Source organism: Ruegeria sp. AD11(2025) (assembly GCF_056542405.1).
Window position 1 is genome coordinate 58946 of the sequence record NZ_JBQFZU010000015.1, and the last position, 13280, is coordinate 72225.

A 13280-nucleotide genomic window follows, 5' to 3' on the forward strand; every position below is an offset into this window, starting at 1 on the left:
CCCATGTGACCCGAAGTGTTGCGCCCGAATCCATTTTCCCGCCAATACCTTCGGGGTCAAGAAATCCGCGCAACTTGGCCGCATTCTATTGATAGCGTTGAGTTCGGGGATCAAACCTCCTATCTCGGGAGCAATACCGGACAAAGGAAGACCCGCGTGGCAAACCATCTCTATAAAAACGACCTGCCAGACGGGTTGGACCTGGGCCCTGTTGTGGCTATTGATTGCGAAACCATGGGGCTGAACCCGCATCGCGACCGCCTGTGCGTGATCCAGATGTCAGGCGGCGACGGCAACAGCCATATCGTGCAGGTGGAAAAGGGTCAGGCGCAGGCGCCGAATCTGTGCGCCATGCTGGAAAACCCCGATGTGCTGAAGCTGTTCCATTTCGGCCGGTTTGACATTGCCGCAATGTACCACACCTTTGGCGCATTGGCCGCGCCGGTTTATTGCACCAAGATCGCCAGCCGTCTGGTACGCACCTATACCGACCGCCACGGTCTTAAAAACCTGTGCCAAGAGCTGATCGGGGTCGATATATCGAAGCAGCAGCAGATGAGCGACTGGGGCGCCGAGACCCTGACCGACGCACAGCTGGACTATGCCGCTTCGGACGTACTGTACCTGCACCAATTGCGCGAGGCGCTGGATGGGCGTCTGGCCCGCGAAGGTCGCACTGAAATGGCGCAGGCGTGTTTTGACTTCCTGCCGACGCGTGCGAAACTCGACCTCGCAGGCTGGCCCGAAACGGATATTTTTGCGCACTCATGACCGATATCGAAGCATTCCTGAGAACCGCCCGGCAGGTCGTCACCGACGAGGCCCGTGCGCTGGACGTTCTGGCAGACAGTCTGGACGAGCACTTTGCCGAGGCCGTGCAACTGATCCTGCAGGCCCCGGGACGGATTATCATCAGTGGCATCGGCAAGTCTGGCCATATCGGCCACAAGATTGCCGCGACCCTGGCCAGCACCGGCACACCTGCCTATTTCGTGCACCCGGCCGAGGCCAGCCATGGCGATCTGGGGATGGTGTCGAAAGGCGATGTGGTTCTGGCGATATCGAATTCGGGCGAGGCACCGGAACTGGTGAACCTTCTGGCCTTTACCCGCCGTTTCGGTATCCCGCTGATCGGGTTGTCCAGCAAGCCGGAAAGCACCCTAATGAAACAGGCCGATGTGCATCTGCTGATCCCGTCAATGGGTGAGGCTTGTGGCTTTGGCATGGTGCCCTCGATTTCGACCACGCTGACACTGGCAATGGGCGACGCGCTTGCGATTGCCCTTATGAAGTATCGCGATTTCAAACCCGAGGATTTCCGCGCCTTCCATCCCGGCGGCAAACTGGGGGCGCAGCTTTCCACCGTGCGAGACCTGATGCACGCCGATCTGCCCGTGGTATCCACCGGCACCCCCATGAGCGAGGCGCTGCTGGTCATGAGTCAGAAGAGCTTTGGCGTCGTCGGTGTGACTGATGAGGCGGGCCGCCTGATGGGGATCGTCACCGATGGCGACTTGCGCCGGAACATGGAAGGGTTGTTGAACAAGACCACCGACGAGGTCATGACCCGCAACCCGCTGACCATCGCGCCCAACGCCATGGCGGAAGAGGCTGTGGCGATCATGAACGACCGCAAGATCACGTCGCTGTTCGTGGTCGACCCCGAAACGCAGGGCCCGGCGCAGGGGCTGCTGCATATACATGACTGCCTGCGCGTCGGTCTGGGCTAGGTGGAGGGTCGCACGGTGGACGGACATTCACGCATGGTTCAGTTCTTCAAGGTGGTGCTGCCTTTGGTAGCCATCCTGATGCTGTCCACCGTTTTCCTTCTGTCGCGCAGTATCGAAACCAATGTCAGTGTCCCGTTTACTCAGCAGGACATTGATGAACGGTTAGCCGATCAGGTGGTGACGCAGCCGAATTATCGCGGCACCACCCGCAAGGGCGAAGAGGTTCAGATCGAGGCGATCCGGGCAACGCAGGGAAGGGAAGGCTCAATTCCGACCGCAGCCGAGTTCCGTGGTCGCATGAACCTGTCCAGTGGCGGCGTTATTACGCTGGATTCCAACTCGGGCATGATCCGGCCAGACAAGAACACGGCCACCTTTGTCGGTGATGTCGTCATCACTTCGACCGACGGCACGGAAATCACGACCGACCTGCTGAACACGTCACTGGACGAAATCCGGGGTGACGCGCCAGGGCAGGTCAACGGAACCGGGATTATCGGTAATTTCACTGCGGGAAGCATGACTTTTGGTACCGAAAAAACCGACGGACCAGTGCATATTCTTTTTACAGATGGCGTGAAGCTGGTATACGAGCCTGAAAAAGCAGAAAGATAACCGGTGTTCGATTTACGATTTGCCCCACTTTGCCTCTTATTGACGCTTGGCGCCTTTTCAGCGGCGGCGCAGGAGACACAGGTTGCGTTTGGCGCGACCCAGGCCGATCCGAGCCTGCCGGTTGAGGTGACTTCGGAAAAGCTGAATGTCAATCAAGAGGATGGATCGGCCGAGTTTCTGGGCAATGTGATCGTCATTCAGGGCGAAATGCGCCTGACCGCTGAACGGGTGCTGGTGATTTACAATCAGGATCGCTCGGGCATCGAGCGGATGGAAGCGACCGAGGATGTGGTTCTGGTCAGCCCGCCCGACGCGGCCGAGGGCGACTGGGCCGAATACACCATCGATTCCGGTGTAATCGTGATGAAGGGCAACGTGCTTTTGAACCAAGGCCCCAGCACCATTAGCGGTGATCAGATGAATGCCGACCTGACCGCAGGTACCGCGACGATGACCGGCAACGTCAAAACCATCCTGCAACAGGGCAACAACTGATGGCGCGCCCCGAACTGACCGTGGCCGAGGGCAATTCCGGTCTCAGGATCGAAAGGCTGCGGAAATCCTACCGCAAGAAAACGGTGATCCGGGATGTGTCGATGACGCTGGGCCGGTCCGAAGTTGTGGCGCTGCTGGGTCCGAACGGGTCGGGCAAGACGACCACATTCTACTCGGTCGCCGGGCTTGTCTTCCCCGAAGCTGGAACGGTCACGATCGACGGGCAGGTGGTGACAACATTGCCGATGTATCGCCGTGCGCGTTTGGGTATCGGCTATCTGCCGCAGGAGATGTCGATCTTTCGCGGCATGAGCGTCGAGGACAACATCGCCGCCGTTCTGGATATTACGGTGCGTCACGCCCATCGTCGCAAGGAACGGCTGGAAGAGCTGTTGTCGGATTTTTCGATTGAACACCTGCGTCGGGCGCCAGCCCTGGCCCTGTCGGGGGGTGAGCGCCGCCGCGTCGAGATTGCCCGCTGTCTGGCTGCAGATCCGAAATATCTACTTTTGGATGAACCTTTTGCGGGTGTTGATCCGATCAGCGTCGGCGATATCCGCCACCTTGTCGCGGATCTGAAAAAGCGGGGCATCGGCGTCCTGATCACCGACCATAACGTGCGGGAAACGCTGGATATTGTGGACCGGGCCTATATCCTGCATGACGGGCAGGTGTTGATGTCCGGAACTCCGGACGAAGTGGTCGAAAACGAGAACGTCCGCCGTGTCTATCTGGGCGAAAATTTCCGGATTTCATGAGCTTGCGCAGGAATGCGCCGAATGCATGACGGAAATCACGTATATACACGTCTGTTTTGATTGACTCTTCCGCCGTCTCTTGCCTCAATTGGGTCATGGCATTTCTTCGGTTCCCGTCTGGATCAGGATGCCCCTTCATCGAAGGGGAAACGGTGCGGCTACCGCAGGAAATGTCTCTACCCCCCACCCGATAAAAAACAAGCGCGTCGCGTTACGTGACGTCAGAATGGGTGTGAATTGTGAAGGAGATCACATGCGTTACCAAATCAGCGGAAAACAGATCGACATCGGCGAAGCACTTCAGACCCATGTGCAGACCGAACTGGGCGAGGTCGTGGGCAAATATGCCCAGCGTCCGACCGATGCCAATGTCGTCTTTTCCCGTTCTGCGCATGAATATGTATGCGAAACCACCGTACATCTTTCCACTGGCCTGACGGCGCAGGCCAAGGCCCACGCAACCGAAATCTACGCAGCGTTTGAGGGCTGCTGCGACAAGATGGAAACCCAATTGCGCCGCTACAAACGCCGTCTCAAGGATCACCACAAGGATCGGTCCGAGCCGGTTGAACTCTTTGGCGCTTCCTCATATATCCTCGCCTCTGACGAGTCGGAGTCTGCAGCGGAACCGGATTCTCTGCAGCCGATGATCGTGGCTGAGATGGAAACCAAGATCCCATCGCTGAGTGTTGGTGAAGCCGTTATGCAGATGGAACTGGCCGGCGCCCCGGTGCTGGTGTTCCGGAATGAAAACAAGGACGGATTGAATGTCGTGTACCGCCGGGATGACGGCAACATCGGCTGGATCGATCCGTAACAGGCAAGAATAGCAAAGGCACGCCCCTGCGACCTGCGGGGGCCTCGCCATGGAGCGTAATCATGGAGCTTTCGAGCATACTGAAGCCCGAAGCAGTGCGTGTATTGTCCGCCGCATCCAGCAAGAAACGGCTGTTTCAGGAAATTGCCGATGTGGCCGAGGCGACATTGGGTCTTGGGGCCCAGATCGTTGTTGACGGTCTACTGGAGCGGGAAAGCCTGGGGCCCACCGGTGTGGGCCATGGTGTGGCGCTGCCGCACGCCCGAATGGCCGAGCTTGAGGCTGTTGCCGGCGTCTTCGTAATGCTGGAAAAACCAATCGATTTTGGCTCGGTCGACCGTCAACCGGTTGATATCGCCTTTGCGCTGTTCGCGCCGGAAGAAGCCGGGGTGGATCACCTGAAGGCGCTGGCGCTGGTGTCACGAACCCTGCGCGACACCTCGGTATGCACGAAATTGCGGGCCAATCCTGATCCGGTCAAACTGTATGCCATTCTGACCGAAGCGCAGTCCATGCAAGCGGCCTAAGTCTCTGTGGGCAAGAAATAGGCCCTTGGTTCTCCGTGACGCATTTCGTGCGGTGGGAATTTGACAAGGTGCTCCGTATCGAAGGGGCGTAGGCTGCCAGCCTTAGGGAAAGATACTTACCGGAGGAGTCGGGTAAGACTTTCGCTCACTTGATCATCGACAGAATAGCAACCCGCAGAAACCTGTCGGGCGCTGTTGTTCGCGATGTCGGCTGTGCGCAACGACGCTGCCCTTCGCTGTACCACGCACAAAGACCTGCTTCATCCCGTATGCTTTTGTTTCAGGTCGAATATGGATCGGCCATGAAACAATCTCATATGTCAGTATCGGCTTGTTCAGCCTTGCCAAGTTTTTTGTGTGGAACATTCGGCGTAGATGCCAACGCCCACTTCAACTAGAAGATCACTTCCACGAAGGGCGCAGTGCTAGTGAGCCTCCGCGAGGTGGTTCTTCGACAGTTCAGCCGCTCCGGCCGATGACAAGGAACCAGTCGAAGACCAGTACAGTGGCAAGCGGCGGGAGCTGACTTGCCCAGATTGTTCGATTCAGCGCATCCTGACAGTATTATGTCTCTAGGGTCTGACAACGTTGAACGGCATCTCGAACGTATCCGAACGCTGACACAGGCAGCGCGTGGTATCTGGTTCACATATCTCAGTGTCCTCACCTTGGTCGGCATTTCGCTTCTTGGCCTCGACGACGCCGATTTCTTTGCGCTTGACCGAAACGTCGATCTACCGATTGTCGGTGTCGCTTTGCCCGTGATCCCCTTTCTGTTCTTTGGTTCGGCGCTGGTCACGATGACTTATGCCTACATGCACATTACGCTGGAGCAGTTGTAGGCAGCGCTGGGTCAGGTGCGGACGCAGATCGACGGTGAGCCACTGACGACCCGCGTGCCGCCTTGGTTGGTGGTCGGCGCGGCGCTTTTAGTGCGTCGACGGCTTCGCCGCGAGGAGCTTTCGCCCGCAGGGGTGGGAATGCTGGGCAGGGTGGGAATGGTGGCGGCCTGCCTTACATTTACTGTGTCGCTGGTGCCGACGCAGTGGGATCCGTTCGATCCTAAAGTTACCCGGTATCCCGATGACCCGACGGCCATACAGCGGGTCGGGAATTGGTTTCGACCTGCTGTGGCCGATTTGTCGGGTGCCCGCTGACGACAATGACGCCGGCTTGGAGCCGTCACGACGATGCGCTCAGAATTTTCCGGCGGGACTGGTGCGCTGACGTGCCCGATCCCGGTTGCTTTGGGGAAAGGCTTGGAGAACGAAGAGCTGAAAGGAGCCTTCGACGCCGCACGTGCGCAGGAGATTGCGGTAATGACGAAGCCCGAGCTAAGCGGACGGCATATGGATCATGCCAACTTTGTCGCCGCGTTCCTGCCCGGACTGATAATTCGAGATTTGGAACGCCGCAGCGGTTTCCCTGAGGGCAGTCTCCATAAGGTCGATGATAAACGCCTCGGTCACCTTCTGCGCATCCGTTGCTGGGTCGAAGCGCCCGGCAAACATGCCGTTGTTTTTGAGCTGCTCCCGCGCCTCGCGGTATTCCCTCACTTTGCCGAACTTCTCCGGCTTACCCCAGACATCAGATTGTGCGTTGGTCGGACCAGTCATGCGGATCGTTCTGGTAAGCAAATACGCGGGAGACACGGCGGTGATTCCTGTCGGCGCCGGCGAGTTTGCAGGCACCCGGCCCATGCATTTCAACGAGATCAAAATGTTCCGGCGTCAGGTCCGGTCACCTTTTGTCGTATCTGGACTTGTGTGTGCCACGATCGGTTGGCGGCTGTCCGATGTTCGAACGGTTCGGGCTTCCCGCACGAGTTGATGCGATGTTGTCCCGCGCTCGGTTAGAGCTGCGAAGGCTTGATGTTGAATGTTGCCAAGCCTGCCATCAAAACCTCGGATATCCGCGGTTCTGCCTTGAGCCGTTTTCCGACCAAAAACCAGAATAGCCATATAGGTTGAAATCTATACGGACATTTGCCCGCGATCTCCGCCCTGTTCGAAGGTAAAGCTCGTGATCAAAGGATATTGGTTGTATTCCTGAGAACAGAAGAAGAAATGTCTGAGATTTTGGGTTTTCTTCGTTCAAGCGGGTAGGTCTCAAATCCGAGAAAAAAATGTCTCGGATGTCCGGTATCTGTCTCCGCCTTTGACTACCGCGATTTTTGGAACAAAAGAAAATTCCTGCCGCGCGTCGAGCGACAGGGTTGTGTCTTCCAGACTCCCACCGCAGGGACTGCGTCAGGTTCTCCGGGGGTTTTTGTGTTTTCGGATGGTGCTGCGGTTACCCGCCCGCGCCCATTTCCAGTGTCCACCAGATTTTACCGCCACCCTCCTGATGCCAGGCAAAGCCCATCTGCGAAGCCTTGGGGTCCATGATCACCGAACGCGGGCCGGGTTCCTGCATCCAGGCGGCCAGAGTTTCGGTCTCGGTTTCATAGGTTTCGGAAATCGCTTCGCCGAGGAAAGTGCCGTAATAGCCGACGCGCTGAGCCCGATCGATCGGCGATGAGCCATCCGACCCAAAGTGCCAGGGGCGGTTCTGGCGCGCCATGTCCTTGGCATGCGTGGCCGCAGCGGCGTTTAGTTGCGAATTCAGCTGCACCGCCTGCAACCCCTGTGCCTGGCGCAGCGCGTTGACCGAATCAAGCATGCGGAACTGCAGCTTTTCGGGGTTGCCCCGAATTTTGTAGACCGTCGGCAGCGGCCGCCCGTCAGATCCATATGTCGGAGTGCTGCCGGGGGTACATGCGGACAGCGCGACAAAGCAGGCAATTAGTAAAGAAAGGATACGCGTCATGATCGACCTGATGATTAGTTTAAACTAGGGCATAGCGCGACAGACCGCCTTGGGCAAACGCGCAATAGCCCAGTTCCGCATGATTCTGCCGGTTTGATTTGCGACTGAAGCATTCTGGCCATAAAATAAGCCTGAAATTCAGACTGCCCTTAGAAAAGGACCGCCCGCCATGGTCAAAAAAATCAATTTCGCGCCTTCCCGCCGGGGATTTCTGGCCGGAGCGTCAGCTCTGCTGGCCTCGCCTGCGGTTGCCCAGTACATTCCCGGCGACCCGCTGCGCCCTGCACCCGAACCGGAACCAGATGTGCGCCGCAATATCTCGGGGTTCCGTGCCTTGGACTGGCAGCCCTATTTTTCGAACACAAACAACGGGGCTATTCTGGTCGATACCGTATCGCGCGCCCTGCACTATTGGTCCGATGATCAGCGGGTGTACAAATTATATCCATCTTCGGTGCCTTTGACCGAAGAGCTGACCCGCCGTGGCCGTACCAGTGTGGTTCGCAAGGTCGAAGGGCCCAGCTGGTCACCAACGCCGTCGATGAAAAAGCGCAACCCGGAATGGCCGGACTATATCCCGCCGGGACCGGATAACCCGTTGGGAACACACGCTTTGTATCTGGGTTGGAAATACTATCGCATCCATGGCACCCACGATACGCGCAAAATCGGGCGCCGCTCGTCAAACGGCTGCATCGGCCTTTTCAATGAGGATATCGCGGAATTGTTCTCGATGGCGCAGGTCGGCACGCAAGTGTTGCTTATTTGACGACATTTTCGCGCACGAACCCGCTTGCGGCGCAAGTTGCAATTGCATTCCAGTTGGATAGCTGATTAGAAAAAACCTACGAGGTAAGTCTTGGATGTGCGGTTTCGCTATTTGGAACCGTGCAAATTCTGGAGGTTAATATGAAGAAACTCGTTCTCGCCGCTGCACTGACCGCTGCTGCTTCGACCGCTTATGCCGGTAACCTGGAAGAGCCGGTTGTTGAAGCGCCGGTTGTTGTTGAGGAGACTCAAGGTTCGTCGCAGGGCATCATCCTGCCGCTGATCCTGCTGGTCGTAGTTGCCGCAGCTGTTGCAGCAAGCTAATTCGACAGAACTATCTAGAGAAAAGGCGGTGGAGCAATCCACCGCCTTTTTTCATGCCAGTTTGATTGGGTCTGATTGAAGGGGCCGATCAGTCCAGCCAGCCCTTCAGATTGTCTTCGATCACCTTGCCCAAAGCCGTGATGTGCGAATCATCGTCATTGAGGCAAGGGATATAAGTGAAACTCTCGCCGCCTGCTTCCTCGAAGCTTTCCTTGATCTCTTCGTTGATTTCTTCCAGCGTTTCGATGCAATCGGCAGAAAACGCCGGGGCGATCACCGCGATGTTCTTTTTACCCTGCTTTGCCAGCTCGGCCACGTGGTCAACCGTATAGGGCTTTAGCCATTCCTCGGGGCCGAATCGGGACTGGAAGGTTGAGACAAGCTGATTGTCCGACCAGCCTAGCCGCTCTTTCAGCAACCGCGAGGTTTTAGCGCATTGGCAGTGATAAGGGTCACCCTGCTGCAGATAGCGCTCCGGCATTCCGTGGTACGAGACGACCAGAATGTCCGGCTTTGTCTCCATCGCCGCAAAGGTCTTTTCCACCGATCCGGCCAAAGCGTCGATATAAGCCGACTCATCAAAATAGGCCGGCACGGTGCGGGTGGCCGGTTGCCAGACTTCCTCCATCAGTGCGCGGAAGAACTGGTCGTTGGCGGTGGCCGTCGTCGCGCCCGCGTATTGCGGATAAAGCGGGAAGAATAGGATACGGTCGCAACCTGCGGCCACCATCTTTCGTACTTTGGACTTGGTCGAGGGGTTACCGTAACGCATGCAGAAATCGACCATGACCTTGTCGCCATAACGGGTCTGCATCGCATCGCGCAGCTTGGCGGTCTGATCCTTGGTGATCGTCATCAGCGGGCTTTCGCCCTTGTCGTGGTTCCAGATCGACTTGTAAGCCTCGCCCGAGCTGAAGGGGCGCTTGGTCAGGATGATACCCTGAAGGATCGGCTGCCACTTCCATTTCGGATAGTCGATGACGCGCTGATCCGACAGAAACTCGTTCAGATAGCGACGCATCGGCCAATAGCTGTAATCGTCCGGCGTGCCCAGATTGGCCAGCAGAATGCCGACGCGGCCCATCTTGACCTCGGGGTGGTCTTCGGGGGCATGGGATGGGCGAGTGGCGTCAAACATGTCGAGCTTCCTGAGATTTCTCTGTGCCAAGCTGAGATAACCGGAAAAACCCGGTCGTCAATCGGGCAGTTTGCCTTCTTTTGCACCCAGAGCATCGGCAAGACGTGCTTTGGCCGATCCCGGGCGTAGGGGTTTCTGTTGGCTTTCGTCGGGTGACCAGCCGGTCAGGCAGATCAGCTCGAACGTGGCGGCCAGACGGCCCTGAGGGGTGGTGAAGTGGTCGGCATAGATCTGCTGCGCCCGGGCAAAGACCTGCCGTCTTGTGGGGTGTCTTACGCGGCCAGACAGGCTGTTGGTCTCTCCCATCGCCCGAAGATCGCGCATCAGGTGGGTCAGGTCGCGGTATTCCGCCGTCAGACGCGCGGTGTCGGCCACCGGCAGCGCAAGACCCGCACGTTGCAGCAAGCCGCCCAGATCGCGCAGTTCGGCCATCGGTGCGATGCGCGGGCTGAGACCTCCGGTGACTTCGATCTCGGCCTGCCCAAGGGCGGAGCGCAGTTCGTGCAGGGTTTCACCACCCAGGCAGACCACCAGCAGCAGCCCGTCAGGTCGCAAGGCGCGGTGGCACTGGATCAACTGGCCCACTGGGTCATTCGCCCAATGCAGCGCCATAGCGTGAATCACCAGATCATGTGCCCCAGGGGTGAGGGCCAGAACTTCGTCATCTGCGATGATCTGTGCCCCAGGCAGCACATCCTGCCAAATCTGCGCAAACGGCGTCACCACTGCGGGTGCCGTAAAGGTTTTGTTAACCATAGAGAGCCGATCCTGCATCTCGTCCACGGCAGCATGGTGCAGAAACAACGCGTCATCCAGCGCGCGGGCGCGGTGCCGGGTCAGGGCCGGGCGGTCGAACAGAGAGGGTGCGTTGGAGTCAGGCAGCTTCATAAGGCGCAATTACCGCATGTGGCAGCGGATTCAAACCGCTGTTCAGCTGATCTATCCGCCGCGCTGTCTGGGATGCGGCGAGTTGACCGAAGCGGATTTCGGCCTGTGTGGCCAATGCTGGCGCGACACACCATTTATCGGCGGGGTGGTGTGCGAAAGCTGCGGCGTGCCGCTGCCGGGCGAGGCGGACGGTCACCGGATCGAATGTGACGACTGCATGAAAACGCCACGTCCGTGGCAGGATGGGCGTGCGGCGCTATTGTACGACGGCAAGGCGCGGTCCTTGATTCTGGCACTGAAACACGGGGACAGGCCGGAACTGGCGAAGCCGGCGGCCCGCTGGATGGCGCAGGCCGGGCGGAGTTTGTTTCGCGAAGACATGCTGATCGCACCGGTGCCCCTGCATTGGTCGCGGCTGTTGAAACGGCGCTATAACCAGTCGGCCCTGCTGGCGCAGAATTTGGGGCATCAGACAGGGTTGGATATCTGCCCGGACTTGCTGGTGCGACGGGTGCGGACTCCGGTGTTGGATGGCAAAACCGCTGCCGAACGGGCTAAAACGCTGTCGGACGCCATTGTGGCGCACCCCAAACGGGGTCAACGGATGCAGGGGCGGGATGTGCTGCTGGTGGATGACGTCATGACCTCGGGCGCAACGCTGGCCGCCTGCGCGCGCGTTTGTCTTGCCGCCGGGGCAAATCATATTTTCGTGTTGGCTCTGGCGCGCGTTGCCAAGGATGCCTAATTCGCTCAGGATTGTGCGAAACCCGAAGGGACGGAATATGAAGCCGGTTGAACTCTACACCTCGCCGCTATGCGGTTATTGCCACGCGGCCAAGCGGTTGCTGAAACAGAAAGGCGTCGAATTCAAAGAGATCGACGTCTTGCTGCACCCCAAACGCAAGCCCGAGATGATTCAGCGCGCGGGCGGCAAACGGACCGTACCGCAGATCTTCATTGGGACCGAGCATGTGGGCGGCTGCGATGATCTGTATGAGCTGGAGCGTCAGGGCAAGCTGGATCGTCTGCTGGCGGCCTGATGAAAACCGCGCTGCTGCAACTCACCTCGTCGGATGATCCGGCCGAAAACCTGGCAACCGTCCGCGCCATGATGGTCGAGGCCGTCGGGCAGGGTGCGCGGTTCATCCTGACGCCCGAGGTGACGAACTGCGTATCCACCAGCACGACACGTCAGCGTGAGGTTTTGCAGCATGAAGAAGATGACCTGACGCTGGCGGGCCTGCGGGATCAGGCCGCTGCGCTGGGCGTCTGGTTGCTGATTGGCTCATTGGGGATCAAGACCCGCGATTCTGAAGGGCGTTTCGCCAACCGCTCTTTCATGATCGGCCCACAGGGACGGATCGTGGCGCGGTACGACAAGATTCACATGTTCGACGTGCAGGTCTCAGATTCCGAGACTTTCCGCGAATCCAAAAACTATCGTCCCGGGAACAGGGCAGTGATGGCTCAGACCGATTTCGGCGCGGTCGGAATGACGATCTGTTATGATATCCGGTTTCCGCAGCTCTATTCGGCGTTGGCGCAGGCGGGGGCGCGTATTCTGACGGTCCCGTCGGCGTTTTCGCCGGTCACCGGTGCGGCCCATTGGCAATCGCTGCTGCGGGCGCGGGCGATTGAAAACGGCTGTTGGGTACTGGCCCCGGCGCAGACCGGCGCGCACCCGAAGACGCGCGGCAGAACCCGCCACACCTACGGGCACAGCATGGTGGTGGCCCCGTGGGGAGAGGTCGTCATCGACGCAGGAACCGATCCGGGCATTCACTTTTTCGATTTGGATGATAGTTCTGTGGCAGAGGCGCGCCGTCGCGTGCCCTCGCTGACTCACATGCGGCCTTTCGACGGGCCCTGATCCAGAACCGAGACATGACTGACGAACACAATGCCCTTGCGGTCGCGCTGTTCAGCGAGATCCTGACCGCCGACCAGCTGTTGCGGAACCGGCTCAGCCGGGTGCTGCCCAAGGGCATGGAAATCTCGCATTTCTCGGTGCTGAACCATTTGGTGTTTGTCGGCGACGAGCGGACCCCGGCGCAACTGGCCAGCACCTTCCACGTCACACGCGGAGCGATGACCAACACCTTGGCCAAGCTGGAATGGGCCGGATACATCCACATCCGCCCCGACTGGGACGACGCCCGCCGCAAGATGGTCGCGATCAGCCCCGCCGGTCGCCGGGCGCGCGATCAGGCGATTTCGTCGATCGCGCCGCTAATCAACCGTGTCGTCGGAGAGCTGGGGCTGGAGCGGGTCCGCAGCACACTGCCCGTGCTGCGGGATTTGCGGTTGCAGTTGGAGGGGGAGTAGGGGCTAGACGCTCAGTCTTGGCGCCTATCGAAATCTCCACGGGCACGAGACAATACTCTAGTCCCCAACTTTATAGCGGCTCCGAAT

19 protein-coding genes are annotated in these 13280 nt (G+C 58.7%); 15 read left to right on the forward strand and 4 right to left on the reverse strand.

The features are described 5' to 3' along the window. Positions 1–156: 156 nt before the first annotated feature. The 9 genes from ACR1XY_RS15080 (at position 157) to ACR1XY_RS15120 (ending at position 6099) form a co-directional block, all read left to right on the forward strand. Positions 157–771, forward strand: coding sequence for a ribonuclease D (locus tag ACR1XY_RS15080; RefSeq protein ID WP_480594438.1), 615 nt, complete (start codon positions 157–159; stop codon positions 769–771). After that, positions 768–1730, forward strand: coding sequence for a KpsF/GutQ family sugar-phosphate isomerase (locus ACR1XY_RS15085; RefSeq protein ID WP_480594439.1), 963 nt, complete (start codon positions 768–770; stop codon positions 1728–1730). Before ACR1XY_RS15080 ends, ACR1XY_RS15085 begins: the two co-directional genes overlap by 4 nt. Before the next feature lie 15 nt (positions 1731–1745). Continuing rightward, positions 1746–2345: an LPS export ABC transporter periplasmic protein LptC gene (locus ACR1XY_RS15090; RefSeq protein WP_480594440.1), complete on the forward strand. Its 600-nt coding sequence runs from the start codon at positions 1746–1748 to the stop codon at positions 2343–2345. Between the two features lie 3 nt (positions 2346–2348). Next, complete coding sequence (locus ACR1XY_RS15095; protein WP_480594441.1) at positions 2349–2840, forward strand: LptA/OstA family protein; 492 nt, start codon at positions 2349–2351, stop codon at positions 2838–2840. Continuing rightward, positions 2840–3598: an LPS export ABC transporter ATP-binding protein gene (lptB, locus tag ACR1XY_RS15100; RefSeq protein ID WP_480594442.1), complete on the forward strand. Its 759-nt coding sequence runs from the start codon at positions 2840–2842 to the stop codon at positions 3596–3598. Before ACR1XY_RS15095 ends, lptB begins: the two co-directional genes overlap by 1 nt. Positions 3599–3851: 253 nt before the next feature. After that, a complete protein-coding gene (hpf, locus tag ACR1XY_RS15105; protein ID WP_480594443.1) occupies positions 3852–4415 on the forward strand; it encodes a ribosome hibernation-promoting factor, HPF/YfiA family in 564 nt (187 codons plus the stop codon). Positions 4416–4477: 62 nt separating this feature from the next. Then, positions 4478–4942, forward strand: coding sequence for a PTS sugar transporter subunit IIA (locus ACR1XY_RS15110; protein ID WP_480594444.1), 465 nt, complete (start codon positions 4478–4480; stop codon positions 4940–4942). A gap of 566 nt (positions 4943–5508) precedes the next feature. Next, complete coding sequence (locus tag ACR1XY_RS15115) at positions 5509–5784, forward strand: hypothetical protein (protein WP_480594445.1); 276 nt, start codon at positions 5509–5511, stop codon at positions 5782–5784. Positions 5785–5799: 15 nt separating this feature from the next. Beyond that, the gene (locus ACR1XY_RS15120; RefSeq protein WP_480594446.1) at positions 5800–6099 is read left to right on the forward strand and encodes a hypothetical protein; all 300 of its coding nucleotides are present in this window, start codon (positions 5800–5802) and stop codon (positions 6097–6099) included. Between the two features lie 177 nt (positions 6100–6276). Here ACR1XY_RS15120 and ACR1XY_RS15125 read toward each other — a convergent pair whose 3' ends face one another. Continuing rightward, positions 6277–6558 (reverse strand): hypothetical protein, encoded by a 282-nt coding sequence (locus tag ACR1XY_RS15125; protein ID WP_480594447.1) that lies wholly within the window; start codon positions 6556–6558, stop codon positions 6277–6279. A gap of 676 nt (positions 6559–7234) precedes the next feature. Continuing rightward, on the reverse strand, positions 7235–7750 hold the full coding sequence (dalA, locus tag ACR1XY_RS15130) for a divisome-associated lipoprotein DalA (RefSeq protein WP_480594448.1): 516 nt from the start codon (positions 7748–7750) through the stop codon (positions 7235–7237). A 169-nt stretch (positions 7751–7919) separates the two neighbouring features. On the opposite strand from dalA, the gene ACR1XY_RS15135 reads away from it, so the two are divergent. Both ACR1XY_RS15135 and ACR1XY_RS15140 read left to right on the forward strand, forming a co-directional pair. Continuing rightward, complete coding sequence (locus ACR1XY_RS15135; protein ID WP_480594449.1) at positions 7920–8519, forward strand: L,D-transpeptidase; 600 nt, start codon at positions 7920–7922, stop codon at positions 8517–8519. A 140-nt stretch (positions 8520–8659) separates the two neighbouring features. Then, the gene (locus ACR1XY_RS15140; RefSeq protein WP_010442520.1) at positions 8660–8842 is read left to right on the forward strand and encodes a hypothetical protein; all 183 of its coding nucleotides are present in this window, start codon (positions 8660–8662) and stop codon (positions 8840–8842) included. 88 nt (positions 8843–8930) lie between these two features. Here the strand turns inward: ACR1XY_RS15140 and hemH are convergent, their stop codons facing one another. Both hemH and ACR1XY_RS15150 read right to left on the reverse strand, forming a co-directional pair. Continuing rightward, positions 8931–9980 (reverse strand): ferrochelatase, encoded by a 1050-nt coding sequence (hemH, locus tag ACR1XY_RS15145; protein WP_480594450.1) that lies wholly within the window; start codon positions 9978–9980, stop codon positions 8931–8933. A gap of 57 nt (positions 9981–10037) precedes the next feature. Beyond that, positions 10038–10868: a methyltransferase domain-containing protein gene (locus tag ACR1XY_RS15150; protein WP_480594451.1), complete on the reverse strand. Its 831-nt coding sequence runs from the start codon at positions 10866–10868 to the stop codon at positions 10038–10040. 16 nt (positions 10869–10884) lie between these two features. Between ACR1XY_RS15150 and ACR1XY_RS15155 the strand changes: the two genes are divergently transcribed. From ACR1XY_RS15155 to ACR1XY_RS15170, 4 genes are read left to right on the forward strand one after another with little or no spacing between them, the layout of a single operon-like run. Then, positions 10885–11613 carry a double zinc ribbon domain-containing protein gene (locus ACR1XY_RS15155; protein ID WP_480594452.1) on the forward strand — a complete coding sequence of 243 codons (729 nt, stop codon included), beginning with the start codon at positions 10885–10887 and terminating at the stop codon, positions 11611–11613. Positions 11614–11650: 37 nt separating this feature from the next. After that, complete coding sequence (gene grxC / locus ACR1XY_RS15160; protein ID WP_170327797.1) at positions 11651–11908, forward strand: glutaredoxin 3; 258 nt, start codon at positions 11651–11653, stop codon at positions 11906–11908. Then, on the forward strand, positions 11908–12738 hold the full coding sequence (locus tag ACR1XY_RS15165) for a carbon-nitrogen hydrolase family protein (protein ID WP_480594453.1): 831 nt from the start codon (positions 11908–11910) through the stop codon (positions 12736–12738). Before grxC ends, ACR1XY_RS15165 begins: the two co-directional genes overlap by 1 nt. 14 nt (positions 12739–12752) lie before the next feature. Then, complete coding sequence (locus ACR1XY_RS15170; RefSeq protein WP_475212401.1) at positions 12753–13193, forward strand: MarR family winged helix-turn-helix transcriptional regulator; 441 nt, start codon at positions 12753–12755, stop codon at positions 13191–13193. Positions 13194–13280: the final 87 nt, after the last annotated feature.